Consider the following 6422-nt stretch of genomic DNA (forward strand, 5'->3'; position numbering starts at 1 on the left):
CTACCCTTAGTTAGATGGCAACGCGGCGCTCATGATGGCACGCGCGGCCCTCGCGCCTCTTTCTCGAAATGGCGTCTCGATCAGACGATAGTTTGCTTCTGCCAGAACGAAAGTAAGTGGCAGTGCGGTCAGCAAAAATCTGAGTGAGTATGTGCCGTCAGGCACCGCGTATTCGTGCGATACCGCGATCCTGTACCAGATTTCGTTCGTCATGTAATACGCAGGTATGTGAACGAGATAGATCGCGTACGAGCGCGAGCCGATCCACAGGAGAAAGGGGCGGATTGGTCCGCAGGGAATGGTATAGCCATTTGCATATGATGCTGCCGCGACCAATCCCGCGCATACAATTGCCATCAATCCGACATGGAACGGGAGAGGTGAAAGGATCTGCGGCAGCGTGACCAAGGCGAGTAGCGCCAGTGCGCTGAATGCCCAGCCTTTGCTGTTTCGTTTGAGGGATCGTGGTTCAAGCTTTCGATATTCGATAGTTCGTGAGAACAAAAAGATCAAGATGCCCCACATCAGTGCATCAAGTCTTACGAACCACGATAAGTCAACCCAAAGCGTCCGTTGAAGGGGGAACTGGATCGCAATGCAAAAGAGAAGTGCCTTCCATCTCCATCTTGCTGGGACAAGGAGCACGAACAGGGGGAGTAGCAGATAGAACTGCTCCTCCAGCGATAAGCTCCAATACACGAAATTCGGAAGAATTGGAGCGCCGAAGGTTTGCGCAAAGTTAGAGGATATGAAGACAGCAGCCAATGCGCTTCGTATCGACATGAATGGCGGATAGAAGGCTCCACTTTCATTGAAGAAAATGGAGCACGCAACCATCACGGCGAGCCAAAACCAAGCTGATGGGAGCAGCCGATATGCACGTCGTAACCAAAACGATTTGACTGCTGTCCAGAATGTGCCTGACGCCTTTCCGCTCTCGAGCAAATCGAACACCGACTTGCTTACCACATATCCTGAGATGCAGAAGAAGAGGTCTACGCCGCCCCAAAACGTGACATAGTCCTCGAGGTGCCCGAGCGGGTGAGGGTTCCACTTGAAAAGCTGCGGCAGATGATTGACGAGCGTCAGAAGCACAGCAACAGCTCGCAAAATTTCGATTTCGGCGTTCTTTCTTTTCACGGGTACTCTGCCGTTGGAGGGCTCTGGCCCTTGTGCGTGGAGGGGCGAGTTATATGAAGCCGGCAGTGTATCAAACGCCGCCCCTAGAACAGATGCCACACCATAAGCACTGTGATCACTCCCCGGCGATGCTCCGAACTAGCGGAACGAGAATGGCGGCCTGCCGTTGCGCCTTGACATTGAGCAACCACTCATCCGGATAGAGGCAGCCGGACATCTTCAGCTTCATGGAACTACCTCAATGGGAAGGTGCCCAGAACGGGCGAGACAGATTCAGGATTTGCAACAGGCCGCCTCCGGGCGGCTTTTTCTTTACGGGGGCTCGATGAAGAGCGAGGTCGTTGCGAGCGCGGCGAAAGCTGCGCCGGCGGTGGGCAGCAATTTCTGGTTGTGGCTCACGAGCCACGACATCAACTGGTATGTCGCGCTGGCGACGCTCGGCTACATCGGGCTGCAGGCGTACTACCTGATCAAGAACAAGGGGAAGAGGGAGTTGCTCGATGGCTAACGTACCGAAGAAGACGCTTGCGGGTGTTGTGGGGGCTGCTACGGCAGCCCTTCTTTATTCCATCGTTCCGAGTTTCGAGGGGACGAAGCTGGTCGGCTATCTCGATCCGGTCGGCATCCCGACGAAGTGCGCGGGCGACACGACGAACGTCGTCGTCGGTCGGCGGTACAGCGAGGCCGAGTGCCGCGAGTCGCTCGAGCGGCAGCTGATCGCGCATGCCGAGCCGGTGCTGAAGTGCACGCCTGGGCTGAAAGGGCACACGTACCAGCTTGCGGCCGCGGTGAGCTTCGCCTACAACGTCGGCACGTCGGCGTACTGCGGCAGCGCGACGGCGAAGCGCTTCAACACCGGCGACTGGCGCGGCGCGTGCCGCGCGATGAATCAGTCGGACGCGGGCCGGCCGCAGTGGGTCTATTCCGACGGGCGCATGCTGCCCGGCCTGGTGAAACGGCGCGCCGACGAGCGCGCACTCTGCGAGCGCGATCTATGACGACCACGAAAACTCACGAGACGCGCCGCACGCTGTCCGAGGACGTCTTCTACCCGGACCACGAGCCGCGCGCCGAATCGGCGACCTTCCGCGCGAGCAAGCGTGAGATGAAGAAGGAGGGCGGCTACGTCTGCGCGGTGTGCGGCGACGACCAGGCGGTCGAGTCGCATCACCGGTTCTTCGAGTGGGCGTTCTCGCACGCGATCGACTGGAAGTGGATCCGCAGCGTCGCGCTCAACTAGGTCGACACGATGTTCAGCCACAAGCTGCAGCGCATCGTGCCGATCCCGCGCCAGCACCCGGTGTGGGACATGATCCGGCTGACGCAGGGCTTCGACTGGGAGGCGTTCGATCCGGCGCGGCCGGAGACGTTCGTCGATTCGACCTACAACCAGCTGCTGCTGTGCGCGCTGCACCACCGCGGCAAGGATCACGGTCGACACGAGGAAAGCGACCCGGTCTGGCGTGTGCAGGCGTTCCTACTGCCGGACTTCGTCTACTCGCCGGACGAGCTCAAGCAGCGGCACGCGAAGGAGCCGAAATGATCTTCCTGAAAATCGCCTGGCCGTATCTGCTGGCCGCGCTGCTCGGCGCGGCGTTCGGCGCCGGCGTCGAGCACCTGATCGGCGCGCGCCAGCTCGCCGACGAGAAGGCAGCGCGCTCGGCGGACTCGCAGCGGCACGCGAACGACCTGACCACGATCTCGCGGGCGGCGCTTGCCGCGGAACAGCGCGCGATCGCCGCCCACGATGCGGCCGCCTCACGGGGGGCGGCCGTCGACGCACAACTCACGAAGGAGCGAACCGACCATGAAGCCGAAAATCGCACCGTGCGCGCTGCTCTCGCTGCTGGCACTGACCGGCTGCGCGTCGCCGTCCGGAACTGTGCTGCAGCCGGTTCCGACCGTCTGCCCGGAGTTGCCGCCGCCGCCGGCGTGGGCGATGGTGTCGCCGCCGACGCAGACATCGACCCAGCGGTTGCGGAGCGCGTTTTCGGGGTCGCCAGCGACGATCAGCGCGAAATCGACAAACTGAAGGCGGTGCAGGGTTGGGCGTGCGCGGTGCGGCCGGCGACGCCCGGCTGCCAGTGAGCTCGCGGCATCTTCAGTAGAGCCCGGCGCGCCGCATCTCATCTCGCAGCAGGTGCAGCAGCCGATGGAACGGTCCGTGGGGGCCGCCCAGGTCTCCCTTGTCCTTGGCGGCTTGATCCCACATTTCCCACCAGTCCATGACCTTCTGAAGCGATTTCCGGAGCATCACGATTTCGAGGATCAGGCGGCGTACTTCGGGATCACGATGTGTGAGCCACATCGCACGCAGTTCAGTTTCGCTCGGCGCGTCGAAGGCGGGCATCGTGGGTGCGCGTTTGACGAACGGGTCCTTGAGCGGCACCACGTTCCGGTCGACCTTCGCTTCTTCGAGCGGCCGCGCCTCGGCATCGGGGATCAACTGGCCGATATACGAGACCACCCCACTGGCGGTGAACGGCATATACGTGCGCCGGCGCTCACCGGTATCGACGTCCGTGTACTCCCAGATGTACGCCCAGCGGGGTTTCATAATACAAAACAAATACTGTATGGATATACAGTTTATCGCGCGGTAAGATGCTCTCGTCAAGTCTCAAAAATGGGGAGCTGACGATGTGCACGAACTACCGCGCGCCGGACGAGGATCCGGGCTTCAGCGAGCTGCGGCTCGGCCTGATCGATCTTTGGAAGCGGACGCCGTGGGAGCCGGAGATTTGGCCGGATTACGCGGCGCCGATCGTGCGCGCCGACGGAGACGCCGCGGTGGCCGTGATCGCGAACTTCGGCATGATCCCCAAGGGCCATCAGCCGCAGGGCAAGAAGTACTTGACCGTGAACGCGCGAGCGGAGACGGCCTGGCGCGCCGGGCAGCGCTGCCTGATTCCGGCCCGCTGGATCTACGAGCCGAACTGGGAAACTGGGAAGCACGTGCGCTATCGCATCGGCGTCGGCGACTGGCAGCCGTATTGCGTCGCGGGCGTCTGGCGCGCGTGGAAGGAGCCGGACGGCGCCGAGACGCTCGCGATGGCGATGCTGACCGTGAACGCCGACGAGCATCCGGTCATGAAGCACATGCACCGGCTCGGCGACGAGAAGCGGTCGGTCGTAATCGTGCGGCCGGCCGACTACGACGAATGGCTGCACTCGAAGAATGTTGAGTGCCGTGCGCGCGATGCTCCAACTGTATTCGGCTGACGAGATCGTTGCGCAACCAGTTCCGAACGAGTAGAGGAACTGTTGACGCAAAATGATCACGGAAATCGTTAAAGACACTGCGCGCACAGACTTTCAATTTTGATCTAAGCGTGTACACTGATCGATCTGTTATCGACAATGGACAACAATAAGTGAGTAAACGCGCATCATTTCGATTCATAGTTGACGCCGGGGATCGACGTTCTACGGTATGGAATATTTCGGTTAACAAGAATGACGTCTATGTGACCGGCAGCGTATCGAGCCAAACGAAGGTGAGTATTCACGAGAGCGGGGCGATTAACTGGTCAATTCGCTCCGAGTCTGTTGAAAATGCCCCATATGTTCCAGAACGTGGGCGCCACCTTGCTCAATGGCGAGAGCCTCAAGTATCTGCGGGAAGTGGATTCAGACATGTGTTTTTTATTCTTATCCCGGAGTCTGAGCTTAGTGCAGCGCATCCAATGCCAACCACAACCAAAGAGGTAGTTCGGCTCCCTGTGCCGCCCAAAGGGCGCGGCTCAATAATTGGATTCTATTTTTTTGATAAATTGGGTGACAGTTCTGTAAATCGTATTGAACCTGAGTCACTGTTTTGGCATGCCATGCGAAATGGAAGGGTTTTAATCTTGGTCGATCAAACTATTGACATTGATCCTGAGACTTCATTGAAAATAAAATCGTGTCATCTAGCAAATTGGGAAAAGGCTAAGAGTCAAGGCGTCGAAAAATTCGGTGGCGCCACGGCCCGAATCACCAATTATCGAGGTGTGTCTGGATTGATGGATTTGACACCGGACCGACCATTTGTTGGGTTTTCAGGTAATAGCACGATCAATATGCAGCCGAGATGGGAGGCGAATAGAGTTGAGGTCGCCGACCAGAAGGCGTAGTTCAAGGAGTGATTTGTCAAATGTACTATGCCCCATAGCCCGATTGTTGTGATCGCAAGACGTTACCGATCTTTCGATGCGGAGGGAAGGGGGCGCTCGATCGCGCGTTTTCGAGCTGGCTCCACGGCACTCGCTCGCTCGGAACCGGACTTGGGTCAGGGCGGATTGCTGCCACGGTCCTGCGGATACCCACGGCCGCCGCACGGCTCTGCATGAGCCAACGGTGCAAAGAGGACCGAATAGGTGCCGACGGTACCGCCGACCACGGTCAGCAGGGCAACGGCAAGCAAGAAACTCTTCATTACGCGTTTCATGGCTTCTCCCCGGGGCAGCAGGCGTACTCACTCGGAGTGTAGTTCGCCTATTGAACAGGTCAAATACTGCGGCATGGTCAGTCGAGCCAGTGCTTATCTGATGGCCTCCCGGACATGTGATGTGATCCTCGATTTTCGGAACACCTAGCCGCAAACCCTTGTGCTGCTTAGGCCGTCGATTGACATTTTATTCCGAAATATTTTCGTTAAGCTGCTGATTTCATTGGAATATATCGTGATCCGGCTCAGGATTGTGATTCCTGTCGTCGTGGGTTCGAGTCCCATCAGCCACCCCAACAAATTCAAGCACTTAGCCCAGTCATTGCGACTGGGCTTTTTGCTTTCTGGCGGTCGTGTAGGCACCATGTAGGCATTTGCTGTCAATGCCGTGGGTTCAACCTAGAGAGCTGAATCTCGAGTGCCCTGCTGATTCGACTTGTTGAACAGCTTCAGCGCGCCCTGCATCAGGATGGAGACGGCTTTCTTGGCCCCAGCCATTGAAAATCGATAGACGGCAAATCGGCCGTCATCGAGCGCAACTGCAATTCCAAGGGGCCTACTGGAATCAAGCAGTGAGTCCATCGTGTCCGGGTCGGCAATTTCAGCGCGATACATCGTTCGTCCGCGTTGCGTGACAGGGCCGTCGCAAATGAGCTTAAGAGGAACGGCACCCGACGATGTTGAGAAGAGCGCCGGCGCGGTCATGCCTTTGTCGCAACTCGTAGACGTTACTAGTGTTCCGTCCCAGAAATAACTTTGCATAGCCGAGCCACTTTCTGAAGGATGGAATCGGCGGTTGCCGTCCAGACGAACGGACGTTTGTGCTGGTTGTACTGCTCAACGTAGCGTTCGA

The 6422-nt window shown here is 58.5% G+C and carries 10 protein-coding genes and 2 pseudogenes; 7 read left to right on the plus strand and 5 right to left on the minus strand.

The features are described from left to right. Nucleotides 1-6: 6 nt before the first annotated feature. A complete protein-coding gene (locus HWX31_RS07955) occupies nt 7-1140 on the minus strand; it encodes an acyltransferase family protein (RefSeq protein WP_174964178.1) in 1134 nt (377 codons plus the stop codon). Between the two features lie 325 nt (nt 1141-1465). Here HWX31_RS07955 and HWX31_RS07960 point away from each other — a divergent pair, with 325 nt between their 5' ends. The 5 genes from HWX31_RS07960 to HWX31_RS07975 are packed head-to-tail and all read left to right on the plus strand — an operon-like array spanning nt 1466 to nt 3228. Further along, nucleotides 1466-1648, plus strand: a complete 183-nt coding sequence (locus tag HWX31_RS07960) for a hypothetical protein (protein WP_059472264.1) — start codon at nt 1466-1468, stop codon at nt 1646-1648. Continuing rightward, the gene (locus HWX31_RS07965) at nt 1641-2138 is read left to right on the plus strand and encodes a lysozyme (protein WP_174964177.1); all 498 of its coding nucleotides are present in this window, start codon (nt 1641-1643) and stop codon (nt 2136-2138) included. The genes HWX31_RS07960 and HWX31_RS07965 overlap by 8 nt, the downstream gene beginning before the upstream one ends. After that, nucleotides 2135-2380: a hypothetical protein gene (locus HWX31_RS34865; RefSeq protein ID WP_244143673.1), complete on the plus strand. Its 246-nt coding sequence runs from the start codon at nt 2135-2137 to the stop codon at nt 2378-2380. The genes HWX31_RS07965 and HWX31_RS34865 overlap by 4 nt, the downstream gene beginning before the upstream one ends. A 9-nt stretch (nt 2381-2389) precedes the next feature. Then, complete coding sequence (locus HWX31_RS34870; protein ID WP_244143674.1) at nt 2390-2683, plus strand: hypothetical protein; 294 nt, start codon at nt 2390-2392, stop codon at nt 2681-2683. Beyond that, nucleotides 2680-3228 (plus strand): lysis system i-spanin subunit Rz, encoded by a 549-nt coding sequence (locus tag HWX31_RS07975; protein WP_174964176.1) that lies wholly within the window; start codon nt 2680-2682, stop codon nt 3226-3228. Before HWX31_RS34870 ends, HWX31_RS07975 begins: the two co-directional genes overlap by 4 nt. A gap of 13 nt (nt 3229-3241) precedes the next feature. On the opposite strand, the gene HWX31_RS07980 is transcribed toward HWX31_RS07975, so the two are convergent. Beyond that, a complete protein-coding gene (locus HWX31_RS07980) occupies nt 3242-3628 on the minus strand; it encodes a hypothetical protein (RefSeq protein WP_244143675.1) in 387 nt (128 codons plus the stop codon). 152 nt (nt 3629-3780) lie between these two features. On the opposite strand from HWX31_RS07980, the pseudogene HWX31_RS07985 reads away from it, so the two are divergent. Both HWX31_RS07985 and HWX31_RS07990 read left to right on the plus strand, forming a co-directional pair. Next, a pseudogene (locus HWX31_RS07985) lies at nt 3781-4396 on the plus strand (SOS response-associated peptidase). Nucleotides 4397-4514: 118 nt separating this feature from the next. Continuing rightward, the gene (locus HWX31_RS07990; protein WP_174964174.1) at nt 4515-5255 is read left to right on the plus strand and encodes a hypothetical protein; all 741 of its coding nucleotides are present in this window, start codon (nt 4515-4517) and stop codon (nt 5253-5255) included. Nucleotides 5256-5410: 155 nt separating this feature from the next. Here the strand turns inward: HWX31_RS07990 and HWX31_RS07995 are convergent, their stop codons facing one another. The 3 genes and pseudogenes from HWX31_RS07995 to HWX31_RS34875 all read right to left on the minus strand — a co-directional run. Beyond that, complete coding sequence (locus HWX31_RS07995) at nt 5411-5557, minus strand: hypothetical protein (protein WP_174964172.1); 147 nt, start codon at nt 5555-5557, stop codon at nt 5411-5413. Between the two features lie 411 nt (nt 5558-5968). Next, on the minus strand, nt 5969-6274 hold the full coding sequence (locus HWX31_RS08000; RefSeq protein ID WP_174964173.1) for a hypothetical protein: 306 nt from the start codon (nt 6272-6274) through the stop codon (nt 5969-5971). A 26-nt stretch (nt 6275-6300) separates the two neighbouring features. Then, nucleotides 6301-6422: pseudogene (locus HWX31_RS34875) on the minus strand (IS630 family transposase); the annotation flags it as partial.

It is taken from the genome of Burkholderia ubonensis, assembly GCF_902833085.1.
Taxonomy (GTDB): Bacteria; Pseudomonadota; Gammaproteobacteria; order Burkholderiales; family Burkholderiaceae; genus Burkholderia; species Burkholderia ubonensis.